The sequence below is a fragment of the Bacillus sp. TSO22 genome (genome assembly GCF_020223595.1).
Taxonomy (GTDB): Bacteria; Bacillota; Bacilli; order Bacillales; family Bacillaceae; genus Bacillus; species Bacillus inaquosorum.
On the sequence record NZ_JAHAWO010000015.1, the window covers coordinates 257,555 to 275,257 of the forward strand.

General features: G+C 34.1%; 26 protein-coding genes and 3 pseudogenes. 26 read left to right on the plus strand and 3 right to left on the minus strand.

Annotated features, from left to right (window positions below; all coding sequences use genetic code 11):
* Positions 1-37 precede the first annotated feature (37 nt).
* From KHQ79_RS21060 to KHQ79_RS21100, 9 genes are read left to right on the plus strand one after another with little or no spacing between them, the layout of a single operon-like run.
* Positions 38-589 carry a hypothetical protein gene (locus KHQ79_RS21060; RefSeq protein ID WP_225516820.1) on the plus strand — a complete coding sequence of 184 codons (552 nt, stop codon included), beginning with the start codon at positions 38-40 and terminating at the stop codon, positions 587-589.
* Positions 586-2,067: a DnaB-like helicase C-terminal domain-containing protein gene (locus tag KHQ79_RS21065; protein ID WP_225516821.1), complete on the plus strand. Its 1,482-nt coding sequence runs from the start codon at positions 586-588 to the stop codon at positions 2,065-2,067. The genes KHQ79_RS21060 and KHQ79_RS21065 overlap by 4 nt, the downstream gene beginning before the upstream one ends.
* A 21-nt stretch (positions 2,068-2,088) precedes the next feature.
* A complete protein-coding gene (locus tag KHQ79_RS21070; protein ID WP_225516822.1) occupies positions 2,089-3,105 on the plus strand; it encodes a hypothetical protein in 1,017 nt (338 codons plus the stop codon).
* Between the two features lie 16 nt (positions 3,106-3,121).
* Complete coding sequence (locus KHQ79_RS21075) at positions 3,122-4,183, plus strand: PD-(D/E)XK nuclease family protein (protein ID WP_225516823.1); 1,062 nt, start codon at positions 3,122-3,124, stop codon at positions 4,181-4,183.
* Positions 4,184-4,192: 9 nt separating this feature from the next.
* The gene (locus tag KHQ79_RS21080; RefSeq protein WP_225516824.1) at positions 4,193-5,917 is read left to right on the plus strand and encodes a DNA polymerase domain-containing protein; all 1,725 of its coding nucleotides are present in this window, start codon (positions 4,193-4,195) and stop codon (positions 5,915-5,917) included.
* Entirely contained in the window at positions 5,914-6,630 is a 717-nt protein-coding gene (locus KHQ79_RS21085; protein WP_225516825.1) for a 3D domain-containing protein, read from the plus strand. Before KHQ79_RS21080 ends, KHQ79_RS21085 begins: the two co-directional genes overlap by 4 nt.
* Positions 6,631-6,641: 11 nt before the next feature.
* Entirely contained in the window at positions 6,642-6,857 is a 216-nt protein-coding gene (locus tag KHQ79_RS21090; RefSeq protein WP_019712328.1) for a YorP family protein, read from the plus strand.
* Entirely contained in the window at positions 6,850-7,005 is a 156-nt protein-coding gene (locus KHQ79_RS21095; protein ID WP_225516826.1) for a tudor domain-containing protein, read from the plus strand. The genes KHQ79_RS21090 and KHQ79_RS21095 overlap by 8 nt, the downstream gene beginning before the upstream one ends.
* Complete coding sequence (locus KHQ79_RS21100; RefSeq protein WP_225516827.1) at positions 7,005-7,502, plus strand: nucleoside/nucleotide kinase family protein; 498 nt, start codon at positions 7,005-7,007, stop codon at positions 7,500-7,502. The genes KHQ79_RS21095 and KHQ79_RS21100 overlap by 1 nt, the downstream gene beginning before the upstream one ends.
* A 62-nt stretch (positions 7,503-7,564) precedes the next feature.
* Here the strand turns inward: KHQ79_RS21100 and KHQ79_RS21105 are convergent, their stop codons facing one another.
* Positions 7,565-7,993 carry a hypothetical protein gene (locus KHQ79_RS21105; RefSeq protein WP_225516828.1) on the minus strand — a complete coding sequence of 143 codons (429 nt, stop codon included), beginning with the start codon at positions 7,991-7,993 and terminating at the stop codon, positions 7,565-7,567.
* A 142-nt stretch (positions 7,994-8,135) separates the two neighbouring features.
* Between KHQ79_RS21105 and KHQ79_RS21110 the strand changes: the two genes are divergently transcribed.
* The 4 genes from KHQ79_RS21110 (at position 8,136) to KHQ79_RS21125 (ending at position 10,107) form a co-directional block, all read left to right on the plus strand.
* Positions 8,136-8,687, plus strand: a complete 552-nt coding sequence (locus KHQ79_RS21110) for a hypothetical protein (RefSeq protein WP_225516829.1) — start codon at positions 8,136-8,138, stop codon at positions 8,685-8,687.
* A 575-nt stretch (positions 8,688-9,262) separates the two neighbouring features.
* On the plus strand, positions 9,263-9,628 hold the full coding sequence (locus tag KHQ79_RS21115) for a hypothetical protein (RefSeq protein WP_225516830.1): 366 nt from the start codon (positions 9,263-9,265) through the stop codon (positions 9,626-9,628).
* Between the two features lie 39 nt (positions 9,629-9,667).
* Positions 9,668-9,895, plus strand: coding sequence for a hypothetical protein (locus tag KHQ79_RS21120; protein ID WP_225516831.1), 228 nt, complete (start codon positions 9,668-9,670; stop codon positions 9,893-9,895).
* 14 nt (positions 9,896-9,909) lie between these two features.
* Positions 9,910-10,107 (plus strand): hypothetical protein, encoded by a 198-nt coding sequence (locus tag KHQ79_RS21125; protein WP_225516832.1) that lies wholly within the window; start codon positions 9,910-9,912, stop codon positions 10,105-10,107.
* On the opposite strand, the gene KHQ79_RS21130 is transcribed toward KHQ79_RS21125, so the two are convergent.
* Positions 10,098-10,940, minus strand: coding sequence for a glycoside hydrolase family 75 protein (locus KHQ79_RS21130; RefSeq protein ID WP_225516833.1), 843 nt, complete (start codon positions 10,938-10,940; stop codon positions 10,098-10,100). The two genes, KHQ79_RS21125 and KHQ79_RS21130, sit on opposite strands and share 10 nt — an antisense overlap.
* Before the next feature lie 481 nt (positions 10,941-11,421).
* The gene (locus KHQ79_RS21135) at positions 11,422-11,562 is read right to left on the minus strand and encodes a YjcZ family sporulation protein (protein WP_225516834.1); all 141 of its coding nucleotides are present in this window, start codon (positions 11,560-11,562) and stop codon (positions 11,422-11,424) included.
* 129 nt (positions 11,563-11,691) lie between these two features.
* On the opposite strand from KHQ79_RS21135, the gene KHQ79_RS21140 reads away from it, so the two are divergent.
* The 13 genes and pseudogenes from KHQ79_RS21140 (at position 11,692) to KHQ79_RS21200 (ending at position 17,676) form a co-directional block, all read left to right on the plus strand.
* A complete protein-coding gene (locus KHQ79_RS21140) occupies positions 11,692-11,871 on the plus strand; it encodes a hypothetical protein (RefSeq protein ID WP_225516835.1) in 180 nt (59 codons plus the stop codon).
* Positions 11,872-12,298: 427 nt separating this feature from the next.
* Positions 12,299-12,460, plus strand: a pseudogene (locus KHQ79_RS21145) (hypothetical protein); the annotation flags it as partial.
* Positions 12,461-12,560: 100 nt separating this feature from the next.
* Positions 12,561-12,869, plus strand: coding sequence for a hypothetical protein (locus KHQ79_RS21150; RefSeq protein ID WP_225516836.1), 309 nt, complete (start codon positions 12,561-12,563; stop codon positions 12,867-12,869).
* 17 nt (positions 12,870-12,886) lie between these two features.
* Entirely contained in the window at positions 12,887-13,204 is a 318-nt protein-coding gene (locus tag KHQ79_RS21155; protein WP_225516837.1) for a DUF1653 domain-containing protein, read from the plus strand.
* Positions 13,205-13,286: 82 nt separating this feature from the next.
* The gene (locus KHQ79_RS21160) at positions 13,287-13,487 is read left to right on the plus strand and encodes a hypothetical protein (RefSeq protein ID WP_225516838.1); all 201 of its coding nucleotides are present in this window, start codon (positions 13,287-13,289) and stop codon (positions 13,485-13,487) included.
* Positions 13,488-13,518: 31 nt separating this feature from the next.
* Positions 13,519-13,653: a hypothetical protein gene (locus tag KHQ79_RS21165; RefSeq protein WP_114168545.1), complete on the plus strand. Its 135-nt coding sequence runs from the start codon at positions 13,519-13,521 to the stop codon at positions 13,651-13,653.
* A gap of 19 nt (positions 13,654-13,672) precedes the next feature.
* Positions 13,673-13,867 carry a hypothetical protein gene (locus tag KHQ79_RS21170; RefSeq protein WP_213383928.1) on the plus strand — a complete coding sequence of 65 codons (195 nt, stop codon included), beginning with the start codon at positions 13,673-13,675 and terminating at the stop codon, positions 13,865-13,867.
* Between the two features lie 40 nt (positions 13,868-13,907).
* Positions 13,908-14,090 (plus strand): hypothetical protein, encoded by a 183-nt coding sequence (locus KHQ79_RS21175; RefSeq protein WP_225516839.1) that lies wholly within the window; start codon positions 13,908-13,910, stop codon positions 14,088-14,090.
* Between the two features lie 63 nt (positions 14,091-14,153).
* Positions 14,154-14,540: a hypothetical protein gene (locus KHQ79_RS21180; protein ID WP_225516840.1), complete on the plus strand. Its 387-nt coding sequence runs from the start codon at positions 14,154-14,156 to the stop codon at positions 14,538-14,540.
* 47 nt (positions 14,541-14,587) lie between these two features.
* Complete coding sequence (locus KHQ79_RS21185; RefSeq protein WP_032721808.1) at positions 14,588-14,935, plus strand: hypothetical protein; 348 nt, start codon at positions 14,588-14,590, stop codon at positions 14,933-14,935.
* Positions 14,935-15,330 carry a class Ib ribonucleoside-diphosphate reductase assembly flavoprotein NrdI gene (gene nrdI, locus KHQ79_RS21190; RefSeq protein WP_225516841.1) on the plus strand — a complete coding sequence of 132 codons (396 nt, stop codon included), beginning with the start codon at positions 14,935-14,937 and terminating at the stop codon, positions 15,328-15,330. The genes KHQ79_RS21185 and nrdI overlap by 1 nt, the downstream gene beginning before the upstream one ends.
* Positions 15,293-16,012 (plus strand): annotated as a pseudogene (locus KHQ79_RS21195) (ribonucleotide reductase N-terminal alpha domain-containing protein); the annotation flags it as partial. The gene nrdI and the pseudogene KHQ79_RS21195, both read left to right, overlap by 38 nt.
* 273 nt (positions 16,013-16,285) lie before the next feature.
* A pseudogene (locus KHQ79_RS21200) lies at positions 16,286-17,676 on the plus strand (ribonucleoside-diphosphate reductase subunit alpha).
* Positions 17,677-17,703: the final 27 nt, after the last annotated feature.

Sequence of the window (17,703 nt, forward strand, 5' to 3'; positions counted from 1 at the left end):
GCTTAGCTCCCCATTAAATTAATTAGGGAGTGTTTTCTTGGCTAGAAAGTGTGTATGTCAATTATGTAAAGCAAATGGAACAGTAGATGTTTTTTTTAAGGTTACTGATACAAAAGGTAGGAATAAATATTATTGCAACCAAGATGAATATGAGAACTTTAAAAATGAAAAGCTGAAACGCAAAAATCTTTTATATTACCTTTCTAAAGAAGTATTCCACTATAAGGATGGACAAGTGCTGCCACCTGTTTTTCTAAAGAAGATAGGTGAACTTAATAAGTTTTATGATTATGAAGTGATACAAAAATGCTTTGAGAAGAACCAAGAAACAATTCAATATTGGTTGATCAACAAAGAATTTAACAATGAATTTGGAATGATCAGCTATATTTTAAAGATCATAGAAAGTAATATCAATGATTTCTATAAGGTATGGTATCTGGAACAAAACCGTAAAAATAAAGAAGAAAATAATCAAATTGATATAACAATTATGAATCAATTTAATGATTCAAAACCTTCATCTTTGAAACAAAATAATTCCGCGAAAAATATAACAGCGTTTCTTGATGAGGAGGATAATTATTGAACAACTTAGATTCATATCCAGCTAAACTAGTGGAAAATAGAGGACAAATTGAAGGAAGTTTTATATTTTGCTTATGGAAAAATCCTGACTTATATGAAGACTATAAAGATGAAATTAGAGCAGACAGAGATTTTTTGACGGATGATGGTAAGTTTTATTACTCTCTTGGTTTGGAACTGAGTAACATGAATTACAAAAGCTTTGATGATGCAAGTGTTTTCAGCTATATAGAAGGTAAAGAAACATTAATGAACGGTTTTATCCGAAGAGGTGGTATGAAAACTGTAGATGAGCTCAAAAACGTATTGAACGATGAAAACGTTGATACCTATTATGATGAGCTTATTAAATATAATATGCTGCTCAAGCTTCATGATAAAGGATTCAATGTAATACATGAACTTGAAAAATTCAAGAAAATGACAAGTCAGCAATTATACAGTTACTTTGAATTTCAATTAGATAATGTTTTCTTAGGTCGAGGATCTGGAGTGAAAATTGAAGAGCTCGACTTGGATGATAAGTTTATTGAATCTATTGAAAACGGCGAAGAAATGGGATTGAGTTATGCAGCTGCATGTCCTTTATTAAATTATCATACGCTCGGTCTTCATAAATCCAATGTTCAAATTTTTGCTGGGTTCAGTGGAACTGGTAAAACAAGCTTTTGTGTATCTTCCTATGTCATGTCAATTTTAGATCAGGGAGAAAAGATAACGATTATAGCCAATGAAATGAACAAGAGAGCTTGGCAACACATGTTTATGGCCACAATATTAAGTCATAAACTTGGTTACTATGGTTTACCTCGGAAGAAACAAAAAATGGGTAATCTAAAACAAGAGCAGAGAGAAATGCTGCAAAAAGCTGTTGAGTACTATGAGAAACATTATAAAGGACACATTAAGTTTGCAAAGATTTATGATTACAGCATAAATGATGTAAAAAGAATTATGAGAAGAATGGCAAAACAAGGGTTCGGATACATGCTTTACGATACATTTAAAGCAGAAGATGCTTCTTCTAATAATGTAACAGGGGAACTAATTGAAGCTTCAAAACAGCTCTTACAGGTTGCAGAGAAGGAAGACATTTGTGTCATCATTACAATGCAATTAGCAATTTATATGGAAAACACGAGATATCTAACAGCATCTTGTCTTTCCAATGCCAAGGCAGTAAAAGAAATTGTATCGGAGTTAGTACTTACAAGACCATTATGGGATGACGAGTTTCCAGGCGGAAAGTTTGATGTTAAACCATATAGATTTAAAAAAGACTCTTCTGGAAAGTATACAAACATTAAGGAAGAAATTCAGTTAGATACAAACAAAAAATATAGGTTATTCTTTTTGAACAAGACACGGAATGATGAAGGAGATACAGTGTTACTTTATCAATTCGATGGTGCCTGGAATAAATGGATTGAACTTGGCTATTGTACCCCTAAGCATCAGCGAACATCAGAGCGGACATGATTACCAAAGGAAGGTGAGATCATGGACGTATATAATCTTAAAAATCATATTATCGAAAAACCAGAATACATAGAGCTTATTTTAGAAGAGACAGGTTTTTATAATATCGATAACAGAGGAAACGAATATAGGTGTGCAAGAAAAGAGGGAAGAAACCCGACTTCAGTTAAAATCAATAAAACAACTTTAAGTGCGACATGTTACTCAACGAATTTAAATGGCGACTTAATTACACTTGTTAAGGACAAATTAGGTTTAACATTTCCTAAAACAATTAACAAAATAGCTGAATTAATTGACTACAAAGATGAAGAGCAGTATGAGCCACCTAAGATTCCATTTGGAGGATTTTATAAAAAGATAAGGAAATTTAGCAATCCCATCGATATAGATCTTGAAACATATTCTGAAGACATATTGGATCAGTTTGAACAAGTTCCAAATATGTTATTTTACGAAGATGGCATTTTACCAAAAACTCAATCTGTGTTTCAGATTGGCTATGATAGTGTTACGGGTAGAATCACCGTTCCTTGGAAAACATTTAGTGGTGAGTTATGTGGTGTTATGGGACGCTTAAATAAAAAGACCATTAGTGAAGATGAGACCAAGTGGTTACCAATCATTCCTTTTCCCAAGTCTAAAACGCTGTATGGATTTGTTGAGAATTACAGTTCAATTAGAGAAAAAGGAATAATAATGCTTGGAGAGTCAGAAAAACATACTATGGCTTTATCCAGTAAAGGTTTGAATGTTGGGGTTTCATTAGGAGGTAGCTTCTTAAGTGAAGTTCAAGCAAATAATATAAAATCGATGTTTCCAAAGAAGTCATTAATAATGATGGATGAAGGGCTTGATGAAGAACATAGTTTAACAATTGCTAAAAGTCTTAAGTTTGAAAACTTTTTCAAGAATAAGGTTGGATACATATTCGATCGAGAGAACAAGTACCTGCCGAAAGGTTCAAAAATGGCTCCGGCTGATCTAGATAAAATGAGTCTTGAATGTTTAATAAGAGACTGTACGGTGTGGATATAAAAGAGGGGATGATTGATTGAAAGATAAATTAAATGAACTAAGGGAACAAGGAAAAAACATTTATTCCTTTTCCAAGCTTGGAACTTTTAATAACTGTGAATACGAATATTACAATACATACGTTTTGAAAAAGAAAGGTATCGATAACATATATACCCTTATGGGGTCTGAATTACATAATGGAATTGAGAAGATTTATAAAAATGAATTAGACATTAAGAAGTTTAAAAAGGACTTTGAAAATAGATTAATTGAATTAGAAATGAATGGAGTTAGTTTTCCAAGTGAATCAATCGGAGACAGCTGGAAAGCTGATGTCGGTCATTTCATGAACAACTTCAATAAGATCGACAGTAAAATGATTTTAGAGAAGCTAATGGTATTTGAAATCGCAGAAGGAATTTACCTTCAGGGTTATGTGGATGCTATTCTTCCAGGTGAAAAAGGTAAGCCGTATGTAAGTATTTATGACTGGAAGACATCAAGTAAATTTACTGGAAAGAAACTTAATGAGGCAGGAAGACAATTGTTAATGTACAAGCTTGCGCTTGAGCAGACAACAAATTTAAAAGTGGACAAAATCCTGTGGTTCATGGTGAAGTATGTATATGTTTGTACACATGGAAAAACCAAAGTAATAAAGAAAATGTGTAACAGAGGTAAATGGGTCAAGGAAATGCGCAAGCAACTGGAAAAACAAATGAAGAACCTCAGATATGACGACTTTGAAATTGAGCTAATGTTAGATAATGCAGTAAAAGAAAACAACCTAAACAGCTTACCCGAAGAGGTTAAGAATAAGTTTTGGCTCGAAGATTGTACAGTTGAATATGAGGTCACAGATGAAAAGGTTAATGAGTTGAAGAACTATATTACTGAGACTGTTGAGAGGATCGAAAATAAAGATCATGAAGATGAGAAGCAATGGCAGCCAGTAAAAATAAATAAATATAATTCCTTTTACTGCAGTGTATTATGTGGACATCGTAAAACATGTAAGTTCTATAAAGAGTTTTTAGAGTCAAATAAATTTGAGAAAAAGAACAAAACTGATATGTTTGATAACTTATTTTCTTAGGAGGATTTAATGAGAAAAATATTCTATGACTTTGAAGTCTTCAAGCACGACTGGATGGTTGTCTTGATTGATTATGATACTAAAAAAGGAAAAGTTATCGTTAACGATTCAGAAGAACTTAAAAAGTTTTATAGGATGTTTAAAGAAGATATTTGGATTGGTTATAACTCAAGAATGTATGATCAATATATTCTCAAAGGAATCTTATTGGGGATGAATCCTCACTTTATCAGTACTAGAATCATTAAGGATAATGTAAAAGCATTTAATGTTGTTAGAGAAGCATATAAGATTCCTTTAAATAACTTTGATATAACAACGGGCTTTCATAGTTTAAAGCAGCTTGAAGGTTTTATGGGATCAAGAATCAAGGAGTCATCTGTACCCTTTGATATTGACAGAAAGTTAACTGAGGAAGAGATAAGAGAAATAATTGATTATTGTATTCATGACGTGAAACAGACTATTGAAGTATTTGACAATAAAAAAGAGGAATTCGAAAGTCAATTGGCATTAATCGAAGCGTTTAATCTAAAGATGTCTATGTTCACAAAAACAAAGGCTCAATTATCAGCATTTATACTAGGAGCTGAAAAACAAGGTAATCGAGGAGATGAGTTTAATCTTGTGTTCCCGGATACTTTGAAGATTGAAAAATACAAACATATTGTGGATTGGTACAAGAATCCTGAGAATCTGGATTATTCTAAAAAGCTTGAGGTTGATGTTGCTGGTGTTCCTCATATATTCGCATGGGGTGGTTTACATGGAGCACTTCCAAAGTACAAAGACGAGGGAATTATTTTATGTTGCGATGTAGCATCTCTGTATCCCTCAATAATGATTGAATATGGTTATATAAGTCGTAATGTAACAAATCCATTAAAGTATACGGAGATTAGAGATACCCGTTTAGATCTGAAAAGAAAAAAAGATCCTAAACAAGCTCCTTATAAGATCGTTTTAAATTCAACTTATGGAGCTATGAAGGATCAGTATAATCCTTTGTATGACCCTTTAATGGCTAATAATGTGTGTTTAGCAGGACAGTTATTGTTGTTAGATTTAATTGAAAAAATTGAGCCGTATTGTAAGTTGATTCAGTCAAATACAGATGGTTTGTTCATGAAAGTCGAGAAAGAATCTGATATTGATTTGATTAAGGATATTGCTAAAGAATGGGAAACAAGAACTCGTTTAGACTTGGAGTGGGATGTTTATGAAAAGATTTATCAAAAGGACGTAAACAATTACATTATTATTGATAAGGATCAAAAGTATAAATCCAAGGGGGCATATGTAAAGAAACTTAATAACCTGGATTATGACCTGCCTATTGTTAACAAAGCAATGATTGAGTACTTTACAAAAGCAATTCCAGTTGAGGAAACCATCAATGGATGTAATGAACTTAGAGAATTCCAGAAGATTTCTAAGGTTTCAAACAAGTACATGTATGCTCTCCATGGGGAAGATAAGTTACCTGAAAAAGTATTGAGGGTATTTGCTTCTAAAGAAGAGGATGCCAAAGGTGTATTTAAAGTGAAAACAGAAGATCGTATTGAGAAGATTGGTAATACTCCACCTCGCTGCTTTATTAATAATGATAATATTAAAAATGAAAAGGTTCCTGATTATCTTGATAAAGAATATTATATTGAAATGGCCAAAAAACGTATCAATGATTACCTTGGCATATCGAACAGAAAGAAAAAAGCAAAGAAAGAGAAGTGATACGCATCAACATTAAGAATAAAAATAATATTATATTATATACATCAAAAACTAAATGTGCTATGATGATTTTAATTCCATTGGTTACCTTTTCATACATAAGTGCTGAGCAACATTATTTAGATACAGGAAACAATAAAAACTCTATAAAAGAATCATTTTATGGAAAACCAAAGCAAATCAACTTACCTCAACACAAGAATCAGGTACTAAATAAGTTCGCTGAAGTTGTTAAGAAACAGAAAGTTAAACAAGAAAAGCGGCGAGAGGATATTCTTAACGCTGCTCTTATAAAACCAAAACCAGTGAAAAAGAAAAGTGTCAGGAAGGGAGGTGAGGATAGGAAAAAGAATAAACAAATTAAGAATAAAAATAAAATTACCGTAATAAAAGATAATGATGTTAGGACACTGGATATCGAATTTAGCGCATATGTTGCTAACTGTAGTGAAGGCTGCACCGGACGAACTAAAACTGGTGTAGATGTAACACAATCAATCTTTTACAAAGGTTATAGAGTAATAGCTACAGATCCAAGTGTTATTCCACTTAACTCCGTAGTATTAATAAAAGTAGGAGGGAGTTCATTTAAGGCCATAGCCGTTGATACAGGTGGAGCTATTGTTGGCTATAAAGTGGACTTGCTGGTTTCAAATGAACAGGATGCTATCAACTTCGGAAGACAGTATGGAACGGTTTCAATTTTAAATTAGGGGGTATTAAATTGCCTAAATACTGGAGTTATCCTGTTGGACTAGCTGTAGAGATTAACAATAATGCACGGTACGGATGCCCACATCATGTAGGTAGAAAAGGAAAAATTATTGAGCATTTGCATTCAGCTACATATGACTATGCAGTTAGCGATGAAACAGGTGACATTACTTACTTTAAAGAACATGAATTAACGCCACTAAAGGGAGGTTTAACTTATGTTTAAAAAAGGTCAAAAGGTAATTATTGTTTTTACAGATGAGATTGGAGCTGTTGCGAAAGTTGATTATCGATACAACCAGGTAGAAGTGAAGTTTCCTGATGGTACTTACCAGGTTGTTGGATTTCATAATATAAGAAAGGTGGGGGATTAATGGCATTAATTATCTTGGAGGGGCCTGATTGCTGCTTTAAATCAACAGTTGCAGCAAATCTAAGCAAAGAACTAAAGTATCCAATTATCAAAGGCTCAAGCTTTGAGTTGGCGACAAGTGGAAATGAGAAATTATTTGAACACTTTAACAAACTAGCTGACGTAGACAATGTGATTATTGACCGGTTTGCTTATTCAAATTTGGTCTATGCAAAAAAATTCAAGGATTACTCTATCCTAACAGAACAGCAATTAAGAATTATTGAGAGTAAAATTAAAACGAAAGCTAAAGTTGCGTACTTACATGCTGATCCAAAGATTATTAAGGAACGCTTAAGTATACGAGGTGATGAATACATAGAAGGAAAAGATATCGATTCAATTTTAGACTTATACAGTGAAGTTATGAGCAATGCTGGGTTACATACATATTCATGGGATACAGGTCAATGGGACAGTGATGAAATTGTTGAGGATTTAATTCATTTACTTGAGTAGTGAGATAGTGATATTTGAGGATTACGCAAAATAAAAAGCACTCCTTTAGAGTGCTCTTGTGATCAATTAGTAATGCCAACAGCTCGTACACCTACACTACGAGTTGAAGAGTCGCTTGTGTATAATCTAACACTATACTTACCATTATATATAAGCGGTCTTGTAAGTGTTTCGTAAACATGAGTGCTACCATCTAAAGTCTTGCCAGACACTAATTTGGTTGTTCCAATTGAAATATCATATTTAACTGACTTAGAACTGTAGTTATTAATTAAAACTCTTGTTTCCTTGTATGATGCGTCAAAAACAGCATAAGCTTCACCGTTGCTCCATGTAGGTGTGCCACTATAAAGGGTGACATCCATAGGAGTGATTACAGAGTCTTTCTTAGGAGTATCGATTGATCTTGAGCTTGTGGCTTCAGCAGAATTTAACGAAGACCCTAATAGAGATAAAGCTAATGCACCAATTGCGACAAACTTAAGTTTCATAATTAATAGCCCCCTAGATATTTAGTTGTTACATGTTAATGTTAACTCTTGATCCAAAATATGTAAATGGAGCTATAGGATTATAAAAGCAGGAAGTTCAGTTTCAATAAAATATCTCTTTTATAGAGAAAGGGGAGACCGTATGGGTTACAGACATTATATGTATAAAATCAGCAAGGAACTTGTAAACGAAATAAAGTCAATGAATTACGACGAATTGTCCAAAAAGTTTGAGTTAACAGGGGAAGAGGGCTATTTCTATATTGGTAATCTGCCTAAAGAAGAAATTTGGGAGTTTGGGAAGTTGTATTGGGATGATACAGCTGACCGTATTTATTCAAAGGGATACCCTCTCTTTGAAAAAGAAGAAGTTATGAATGAATTATCGGATTATGTTCCATATATTGTTGGTAAAGAAGGGCTTGAAGAAGCTATTGAAATCTATAAAAACAAAGTCATCTCAATGTATGAGAACTTACTTATTGATGATAAAAATGGAATTGCTTCAGTAAAACAAGAGCAACATATTAAGAACAACTTATTTGAGTGGACAAGAGGATGGGCGTTAAATACGGATGTTAATGATTCATGTCTATCACATTCTTGGAAATACGAATACAGCATTTTTGAGTTGACCAGATTATTAAAAACCATAGATTTTGAGACAGAGACGATATTATTTTATGGTTGGTAATCTAAATAAAAGATCAATTTTATCGAAATGAGGCTAAGAAATGGAAGTTAAATGGTTAGTTATTTTTAACGATTGTAAAACTGGCAGTTCTTTGAGTGAGCTTACATATAGTTAGGATAGAGAAGGAAACCACCTAAAATTGGAGTCGATGGTGCCTCGTACCGGTGACTATATTGTAGGAGGAGATCTATCATCAGATATAAACGATAAGAGGTGCTTTATTGTGAAAAATGTCTTCTGGAATCTAGATAGAAGAGATATAGAGGTTTATCTATATGAGGTTGACAGGACTGTTTTTCCTTTATATAAATCGCTATAAAATTTGTCTTTTATTAAGAATAAAAATAATGTTTGTGGGAGTGTTGATGTATTAACAACAAGCAAATAATTGAACGGTTTAAACAAAGTGTCGAAGATTATAGAAAGAAAATCAGTAATGGGGAAACTGATCAAGCGCAGCGTTATGTAGATTCATTAGGAGCTGAAATTGAAGCGACAGCAAACTTTATGGAAGTCCTCAAAGCTGGGAAAAAAACGATTGAGGATGAGTTATCACGACAAAAAGGGGAGTGAATATGTTAACTGATCAAGAAAAAATTGACTTGGTAAACGCTCTTGATTTTGTAGTTATTGAACCGCATACACAAAGCATTTACGTACATAACGATGAAAAGACCAAGGGAGTATTAGCAAAGGTTTTGCACACTATTTCAGTAGAGGAGTATATTGAGAGCTTTAAAAAATGGAATCTGATCGATATATTTCCTGCTGCAATGCAAGAAGCCGGTGCGGAAGGGTTTAAAGATGGACAGTTTGTTATTATGCCAAAGAAATTTTATGTTGATCAGTGTTATGCGATGAGTAAGGAAATCGAGCGGTTAACCAACTTAGTCGATCTACACAATATTAAACCAAATACACATCGAGGCTTGATTCATTAAATTGTTTCAAGAAAAAACGAAAGGATAAAGGGATGTTTATTGAAAAAGTATTATGTAAGGTGTAAAGATATCAAAGGTGAAAATGCGTCTCTGGTAATTGAGGCGCTATCACCTGAACAGGCAAAAGAACAAGCATATGAGGTACATAAGGTAGGGGATATTTATAATGTAAGCCTGAGAGAAGGGTCGTCAAGAAACTATCTTGCTCGAAAACACTCTCCGTACATAAAAAATGAAAATGGAAAAGCAATAACCATATTTTCATAAAGGAGGAAGATCATTTGAATATTTCTGATTCAATTAAAGAAACTGTATTACAATCTATGGATCAATTAGAAAGTAAAATTAATGAACTATTTATTTATATGGAAAATGAGCTGCCTCCTATCACAGAGAAACAATGGGGGATCATAGACAAAAAATTCAGTGATGTGTTTGTTAAATCAATTGAATTGAAAGATATATTAGGTTATTTATAATTTAAGTTCGAATAATCATTACGGTTGTTTATTACTGATTTTACTTGTTCTAAACCACCCCATTCGGTAAGCAACTGCTCACTATTTTTATTTATTTCATCTAGGTTAGGAATGTAACCATTCCCCTTACCTGACTTCGGGAATACCAGATAAAATATATTCTTTTTTTCTGTTCCACCTTTTCTTGGATCTGGATTTATTCCTAAATTCTTAGCTAAAGCAATTGAGCCTTCGCCAATTTTATTCCTTGGGCCAATATCAGCAAAAATTGCATAAGACAATTTATTATTTAATAAATTAATTGCAACACCGTAGTCACCAAGCTGTGCCCCCATTGGGTTATATGGTGGTAGAACAAAAAAAGGAATTTCCTCAGAATTAACGTAAGCCCTAGGATCCGTTTTTTCTTTTGACGAATCTACAAGTGCAGTTGTTGAAATATAATATCCAGGAGCCGGATCTGTTTGTTTTTGAATAAGCGGCCTTCCATTAGGTTTACCGTTGTGAGTTAATATTCCATACCAATTACCAGGGCGACCAGCATTTTTTAAATCATCTAGTCCTTTATTCTGAGGATGATAAGCTTTAGGGGAACCATCAGCGTCAATAGCCATTTTACCAACAAAGAAAAAAGCATTTTTATTTGGCAGCTTCCATATAGGCACATTATCTCCAGGTATATAACCCATTTGCACTTTCTGTCTATAACCCCCATTCCTAGTAACAGAATTTACGTAATAAGGATAAGGGCAGCTATAGTATGGTACATAATAAAAATGTGGGATAAAGCAAAAAATTTGATTTCTTAAATGTATATCGGGAAAAGTATACATAATTTCTCCTCCTTTCTTAAGTAAGATATGATGATAACCCAAAAATTGTTAATTCCGATGAAGACAAAAATTATTAAGAGTAAAAATAAAATATCTGTTGACCGATACGGTGATTAAGAGTATGCTAGTCTTATAAGAGGAGAGGTGATGCTGTGGAGTGTGTATGTTGTAAAGAACATATTGATGGGATCGTTTATTTCATAAGAATTACTGACGACAAAGAGCATAAAGAATTTCCGGTACATAAAGAATGTGGTGAAGAATTACAGAAAAAATGTTTGAATCATTGTAAGGACATGAAATTAGAAAAGACATTGAAATTTTTGAAGTTACAATTAGAATAAAAATAATATTACTTTGGAATATTCCTTTTATCTAGTTTTAAATAACCCTTACAAAAATAAAAACGCCATAAAAACATCTTATGGCGTCTACCGAACAGGGGGAGGTGCTGTTTCGGCGGAGGTAGGTAAAGTTAAACTTAATAATTAAAGAAAACTGCTCCAACAATGATCAACAAAATGAATAGAACAACGATCAAAGCGAAGGAGTTACCGTAACCACTCGAATAACCGTTTGAGTAACCAGTATTTCCGTTAGAGTATCCACCGAAGAATCCCATATTTCCACCTCCTTTAAGGGAGATAGTACATGATATGTCGGACGATAAGTTTCGACATAGATTTAAGTCTAAATAAGAAAAAATGAAGTTTTTGTCTAAATTTAAGAGTGGAATAAGGAGAGTTGATAAATGAACATGTTCGTAATTGCTGCAAAGAGTGAAGGGAAATACCTTTATGGTTACCACCCACATATTTATTCAAACCGTAAACAAGCAGAAAATTCATTGAAGATAATGAGAAAAAACGGAAAGTTAACTGATAGAGATAAGGTTTATGGATTAGATGGACTACTGCTGGTGGATTTATAAGGTAATAAACCTGAAAGAATCGAGGTGAATGAAATTTCATATTTGATACTGGGTCTAATCTTATTCTGTTCAACGTTCTTAGGCAATGGCCTCGCATATTTAGTTGAGAATAAGAACTTTAAAGAAGACATTTCATTTTATCTTACTGTTTTCTTAATCGGAGCATGTTCACTCCTTCTTGGAGTTATTCTTACAGTGAAATGAACAATGTGAAGGGAAATAGTCAGAAGGAAATATTCATAATTTCCCGGGCAAGCGCAGTATACGACAAATCAAAACAGAAAACGAGGAGTTGCTAACAGTAAGGTCTAAATAAAATTCAATTTTTAAAGAGACTTTCTAAGGAGGTGAATAAGTGGGGAGACACAGAGCAAAGTTCAAAGGCAAGGTAATTAAGAAAAGCTGGAGATTAAATTTAAATAACAGAATTGAAGTAGCTGAACAAAATGAATACCAAGCATTTTTTGAGGGAGTTATTGACTTAGAACCAATTGAGGTTGGAGGCAAAGTATACATCCCAGGGTTCAATGAATATGTGGTAGTAACTGACCGTCAGCGAAACATACATAACGAATGGACGTATCAGACTTAAAGAGAATAAGAGATTCAAAAATAATAAATTAAAAGGATGATGAAGCCTGGAATACACTAAGCATGGGAAATCAGTAAAAGGATACATCGACTATAATTTGCTTTTTGATTCAATTGATGGAGAAAACAGTTTTGTTGAACAAAAAACATTCAAGACTTCTAAAGAACTGTTTGATCTCATGCAGCCAATTTTTCTAGAAGAACTTAAAGAGGAGCAAGGCGCGGATGATATTGAGGTATTTGGCGTTTCGTTTATAGCTGAAGAAAAGGGGATTGAATCAGTAATAACTATGTATGAAACAAGCTCACAATTTAGAGTTTCAACAGAATTAGACGTAAGTGATTTAGACAGCGAGTATAAACAAACATTGCAAAGCATTAAAGGCATTGTAGATAAAAAACTCTAACTGTAAGAAAAGAAGAGGTGACTCAAATAAAATTGCATATGCAGGAAGCTGTTAAACATCTCAACAAATATGACAGCAGTTCAAAAAGTGCTCAAGATGCACTGCAATTGTTGAATGCCTTGAAGGATACATACAAAGTAGCTGGTTGCCAATTTAGACATTATAAAGGTGGCATTTACAAGGTTCTTGGAGAGGCTATTCACACTGAGACAGAAGAGAAGCTCGTTACATATGAAGACATGGATGGCATTTTGTGGGCAAGACCTAAAGACATGTTCTTTGGAACAGTTGTTGTTGATGGAAAAGTGATCAAAAGGTTCACAAAAATAAATTAGGAGTTGATATAATAACATTAAATTTTTTGAGGTGTGTGACCCATATTATGCATTAATTAAAGCTAATACAAAAGAAAAAGCATTGAAGCTATATACAGAAGAAGTTGCGGATGATGACGGGAACTTAAGAGATGAGATCAAAGAAGTTGGTATGTTGTACGCAGCTGTTAAACACAGTCGAACAGTAACCGAGGATCAAGAACTGTCCCCAATATCAGATGTTCTCGAAGAACTTCAAAGTAATGAAGAAAGAATTTTGATTATGGATGGAAGTTTACTTTAAAGAACAAAAATAAATTAAGAGGATGATAAAGGTGAATAAAAAATACGGACTTTTTTGCATGGGAACACTTGTTAATACTTATGATGATGCAATTGAGGCTCATAATGATGCTGTATATGCTCAGGAAGAAAGCGGAGTACCGCATGAAGTAAGAGAAATTCAATAAAATAAGAGGAGGATATTATATGATTCAAGGATTTTATAAAGATCAGAAACTTCACCTTTTGGAAGATCCTATGCAGCAATATACTGTCATGAAAGTTGAAGAAAATGCAGTATGTGTTTACCGATGGATCGATGATTATAGACACAAGATTGAGAGATTCACAGATGTTGAAGGGGCTAAAAAGCTTCTTGGAGAAGGATGGCCTAAACAATAAAAAAGGAAGATACAGAAATTTGTAATTGGAGGACGAATAGATGTCGGAAAGTAACTATAAACCGTCAGTTCCTAGATGGGTTGGTGAAATTCTCTTAAAACAGAAAAACCAAGATCCATTCGCTACGCTCGGAGAAACGAAAAGGTGGGACGAGTGGAAACATAGATATTCTAGAAAATTAAAGTACGCAAGATTAAATGGATGGACGATTGAAGAAGAGTGAGGAGGGCAAATAGATACGGATTAAATCTAGATAAAATCACAGTTTTATAAGGGAGAGGTAATTTTGAAATATTTGTACAGATTTTTTTGGGATTGCGGAAGAAGCGGTTATTTGGAAGGTTTATTTTCTGCAACAGAAGAAGATGTAAATTCTGCGATTGGCGAAGATATTTATTTTGGAGAAGTGTTAGGAAAACATAGTGAAGTATATGGTGTTTTAGAAGAAGGAGATATTGAAAAGTTAAACATTTCACCAGAAGCAGTGGCAGAGGTTAGTCAATTTTTAGGAAGTAAATGGAGCGGATTTAATCCCTTAGAGTACGTTAAAACATCTTGTGATAATTGTGAAGAAAGTTATAGACAAGACGAATGGGATTGTGAATATAGAGAAGAATTTGATAAAACTTTATGCCATGAATGTATGGAAGAATTAAAGAAAGTTAACGATTAAAACTTCTATTATATTCAAAATAAAAACAAATAATAAGGAGATGTAAAATGGGGGCAGCTAGACAGTTATACGTAAAGCGTAATGATCTGGTGACTATGGAAGAAGCAAAAGAAAATAAGAAGATACATATGCAAAATGGTGAGTCATTTACAGTATTTAAAGGAGAACTTATTGCAACTGACTTAGAAGGACATCAAATGGTTATCCCGCAAAGCCAAAAGGATAACTATATCCCTGTTGAATTAGAGGAGTTGTCTCCTTATGAGGCTCAAATGGCCAAAGGTTATGCTGAGATGGGAGCCATTAATAGTGAAATAGCTGAAGCATATTACCATGTTGAAAATGAAGCTGAATCTGCAACTACAAGATTAATTACAGGGGCATATAACGATTAGTGATCATTACATATGAGAGTAAAACTGGTAATGTAAGAAGGTTTGTAAAAGCGCTTCAACACAAGTTAGATATTGAGACCATTGAAATAACTGATGATACGATCATCAATCAAGAGTTCATACATATTACATATACGATAGGCTTTGGGGAAGTACCTGAAAGGACTTTGAGTTTTATCAATAAGAATAAAAATAAAATAAGAGGAGTTGCTGTTAGTGGTAACAAGGTTTGGGGTGATAACTATGGTTTAGCTGGAGACAAGCTTTCAGCTAAGTTCCAAACACCATTGTTATTAAAGTTTGAACTTAGTGGAACGAAACAAGACTTACAGAAGATCATTCAGGAGGTACAACTTATTGACAAACACAATACCAAAGTGGATCAACCTCAATAATGAGATCATGATTCAGAAAGATGGGAAGTATCAATTCGAAAAGGATAAGGAGGCCGTACATAGTTACTTTGTTGATTACATTAATCAAAACACAGTCTTTTTCCATGATCTAAAAGAGAAGCTGGACTACTTTATTAAAAATGATTATTACGAAGAAGAATTCTTAGATCAATATACATTTGAACAGATTAAGTCAATCTATAAGATTGCTTACAGTTACAAATTTAGATTCCCATCTTTTATGAGTGCGTTTAAGTTCTACAATGACTATGCATTAAAGACAAACGATAAAACAAAGATCCTGGAAAGGTATGAGGATCGTGTCTCAATTGTGGCTTTGTATTGCGCGGATGGTGATTACGAGAAAGCTGTTGAGGAAGTACATACTATGATGAAACAAGAGTATCAGCCGGCAACACCTACTTTCCTTAATTCTGGACGTAAGAGAAGAGGTGAAATGGTGAGCTGCTTCTTACTTGAAGTGGATGACAGTTTGAATGCTATCTCTAGAGCCATTGATATCTCCATGCAGCTTTCTAAGCTAGGTGGAGGAGTAGCATTAAATCTAAACAAACTAAGAGCCAAAGGTGAAGCGATCAAAGACGTAGAGAATGCGACTAAGGGAGTCGTAGGTGTCATGAAACTTTTGGATAATGCTTTTAGATATGCCGATCAAATGGGTTGATTTGGCCCCTTTCGTCAGTAATGACGATCGAAAACCTCTTTAATTCATGGGAACTCCTCAGATGGTTTGGGTCAATCACAAGCCAAAATAAAGGGGGACAATCATGAGCGAAGCAAGACTAAGTCTTGAACGTGCAACGACTAGCCGAAAGGCGTAGGCTGCAAGCTATGGGCAGTCGAAACAGGAGGCGCCCGTAGAGGGTGAAGATATAGTCTAACCTTCATGGTAACATGAAGCAGCCATATGGCGGGGCGTGCTTAGCGAACACGTTTGAATGGTCTGCAAAGACAAGGATCAGGAGCAGTTTATCTAAGTGTATTCCATCCAGACATTACAGACTTCCTGGATACCAAAAAAATAAGTGCTGATGAAGATGTCCGAGTTAAAACACTGTCTATTGGTGTAGTTGTTCCTGATAAATTTATTGAACTTGCAAGGGAAGACAAGGATTATTACATGTTCTATCCGCATTCAGTATACAAGGAATATGGACAGTATCTTGATGAGATGAGCATCAATGAAATGTATGATGAGCTTGTCAAAAACCCTAGGGTTAGAAAAGCTAAAGGGAATACTCGGAAGCTGTTAGAGCAATTGGCCATTCTAAGAAGCGAATCTGGCTATCCGTATATTATGTTCGCTGACAATGTAAATAAAGTGCATCCAAATGAACATATTTCAAAAGTGAAGTTTTCAAATTTGTGTTCTGAAGTCCTCCAATCATCACAAGTATCAGTTTATACGGATTACGATAAAGAGGATGAAATTGGCTTGGATATCTCCTGCAATCTTGGCTCAATGAACATTGTAAATGTAATGAGTAATCAATCAATTGCTTCAACAGTAAGAATAGCAATTGACTCACTGACAACTGTCACAAGGAAAACAAACATTGTAAATGCTCCAGCTGTTGCAAGAGCAAATACACTAATGAGATCCATGGTCTAGGGCAGATGAACCTCCATGGATTTCTAGCTCAAAATAATATTGCTTATGAAAGTGAAGAAGCTAAGGATTTTGTTAATACATACTTTATGATGGTTAACTTCTACTCTCTGCAGCGTTCAATGGAAATTGCACGAGAAACAGGGGAGACGTACTACAAGTTTGATGGATCAACTTATAAAACTGGTAAGTATTTCGAAAAGTACTTAACAAATGATTATAGCCCTCAGTTTGAAAATGTTAAAAAGCTATTTGGAGATCAACATATTCCTAATACTGAAGATTGGATGAAGCTTAAAGAGGATGTAATGAAATACGGTCTGTACCATTCATATAGACAGGCAATTGCACCTACGGGAAGCATCTCATATGTTCAATCATCTACAGCAGGTGTAATGCCAATTATGGAGCGAATTGAAGAACGTACATACGGTAACAGTAAGACTTATTATCCGATGCCAGGTTTAGCGGCTCATAACTGGTTCTTTTATAAAGAAGCTTATGACATGGATATGTTTAAGGTAGTTGATCTTATTGCAACGATTCAGCAGCATGTCGATCAAGGAATTTCATTTACCTTGTTCCTGAAAGATACGCTGACAACGAGAGACCTAAATAGAATAGATCTCTACGCTCATCATAAGGGAATTAAGACTTTGTACTATGCGAGAACAAAGGATACTACTCAAGAAAACTGTTTGTCTTGCGTTGTTTAAACAATAAAGGAGTCGGCACTCTATAAC